The sequence below is a fragment of the Clostridia bacterium genome (assembly GCA_014360065.1).
Taxonomy (GTDB): Bacteria; Bacillota; DSM-521; order Neomoorellales; family JACIYF01; genus JACIYF01.
This window is the reverse complement of sequence record JACIYF010000220.1, coordinates 1-2,227: the sequence shown is the minus strand read 5'-3', so window position 1 is coordinate 2,227 and position 2,227 is coordinate 1. Positions and strand designations below refer to the sequence as shown.

Annotated in this window: 2 protein-coding genes; both read right to left on the bottom strand. The window is 51.5% G+C overall.

All coding sequences use genetic code 11. From position 1 onward, the window contains the following. Window positions 1-1,185, bottom strand: a 1,185-nt coding sequence (locus H5U02_15225) for a molybdopterin-dependent oxidoreductase (GenBank protein ID MBC7343772.1), incomplete at its 3' end; no start/stop codon positions are given. Window positions 1,186-1,207: 22 nt separating this feature from the next. Beyond that, window positions 1,208-2,074, bottom strand: a complete 867-nt coding sequence (locus H5U02_15220; protein MBC7343771.1) for a xanthine dehydrogenase family protein subunit M — start codon at window positions 2,072-2,074, stop codon at window positions 1,208-1,210. Window positions 2,075-2,227 lie beyond the last annotated feature (153 nt).

The window sequence follows — 2,227 nt, the reverse complement described above, 5'->3', positions numbered from 1 at the left end:
ATCATAGCCGAGTTCACGAGCAATCTTGTCCATTTGGGTCTCGTAGGCCAGCGACACCTGGGGAATGCCGTAACCTCGAAGCGCTCCTGCCGGCGGCATATTCGTATACACGCAGTAGGAATCGACCCAAACGTTGGGAATGCGGTAGGGCCCTACAGAGGCGTAACCTGCGTTCTTCGACAGCCGTGGGCCAATATCGGCATAGGCGCCGGTATTCCAAAGAATCTTAGTTTGCCGGGCAGTTATGGTTCCATCCTTCTTAACACCGGTCTTTATTGATACCGTAGCGGCATGCCTGGTAATAGTTATGAACTCTTCCTCCCTCGTCAGGGTCAGCTTAACCGGCCTTCCGGTTTTGAGAGCCAATACTGCCACCAAGGGTTCGAGTTTGGGGTAAGTTTTAGCCCCAAAGCCACCACCCAAAAAAGGAACTATAATCCTGACCCTATTCTGAGGAATGCCCAAAGTCTGGGCTACTTGTGCTTGGACTATAAATGGGGTCTGGGTGTTCGACCAAACCGTAAGACTGCCGTCGGCCTCGTATCTAGCAATGGTAGCATGGGGCTCCAGGGGGCAATGCTGAACGGCAGGAAGCCGATAAGTGTCCTCGAAGACGTAATCCGCTTCCGCAAAACCTTGCTCCACATTGCCCCGTCGGACCCGAAAGTGATTAACTATGTTGGTCCCCTCAACAGGATGGAGTGTGGCTCTAACATCGGAGAATCCCCAAGGCGGAAGATTAAGCTTTTCGTGTACCAAGGGAGCGCTAGGCTTTATGGCCTCTTCTGCATCGAAGACCGCCGGCAGCTCCTCGTATTCAACCTCAACTAAGTCGACGGCTTCCTCAGCAATTTCAGGATCTTCCGCAACTACCGCCGCTACAATGTCGCCGACATAGCGCACCTTGTCGATTGCAACAACTGCCTGATCATGGACGACCGGTCCAAAGAAAGGATAAATGCCGGCATCAATGTCATCCCTAGTAAAGACTAGAAGTACCCCGGGGAGCTTAGTTGCTTTGCTGACATCGATGCTCTTAACTCGGGCATGGGGTACCAAGCTACGTACCACTCTAGCGTGAACCATGTTAGGAACTTCCATATTGTAAACATAAGAAGCGCGCCCGGTAACCTTCTCTATACCATCTGACCTAACCTGGGACTGACCAATGTACTGATAGCTCAACCTCTCCACCTCCCTAGCAAGGCTAGCATCCAGCATCGCTTATTAGGCTCTGGAGACTACGCTGGACAAGGACCCTGACCATTTCTCTCTTATACCAGTCGGTGCCACGCGTGTCGCTAAGGGGCTCGCAGGAGGCACTGGCAATCTGAGCAGCCTCATCTATAAGCCTGCGATCGGGAACTTTTCCCTCTAAAAGGGTTTCGATTTCCCTAACCCGTATTGGTGTTGGCGCTACAGCCCCCAGCGCTACCCTAACCCAGGAGCAAACTCCTTGTTCAAATGCCAGGCATACGGCAACAGAAACACAAGGTCGGTCAGCAGCAGACCCTGAAGTAAATCTAAAATAACGCCCTCTGGCACCTTGAGGGGGATCCGGAACCAGGATCTGGGTGATAATCTCACCACGGCGCAAGACAGTTTCGTAAGGACCCAGGAAAAAGTCTTCTAGGGCTACAGTACGTTCCCCATCGGGGCCATATAACTTCACCTCGGCACCCATAGCTATTAGCGCAGCCGGAGGATCGCACTGGTAATCTGCATGAGCCAAGTTGCCGCCAATGGTAGCTACATTTCGAATTCGGACATTGCCGATTGCATGGGCAGCTTGAGCTATGACGGGGAATTTGTCTCTCACAAAAGGGGCAGCCTCAAGCTCGTGTTCTGTGACGCCTGAGCCGATAGTAAGTCCGATGCCAGGTGTATAGGCCAGTCTTTTGAGCTCATCGATTTTCCTTAAGCTCACCAGGTATTTGGGAGAATAAAGTTTGTTTTTCATAAGTACCAAGAGGGCTGTGCCACCGGCAATAGCTTTTCCTTCCTCACCAGCATCCTTCAAAGCTGAAGCTGCTTGCTCTATTCTCTCTGGAAAAACAACCTCAAAGCTTTTCATCCTCTCACCTCCCCCAAACCCTTATACCACTGAAGCGCTCGACTTCGCTGCCCCTGCTTCCTCTGCAAGCTTCTGCCTTACTGTATCTACAAACTGATTTTCCATCTCGTTGACCTTGCCTTTGATAACAAAAAACCCTAGGCTTCCCAGTTT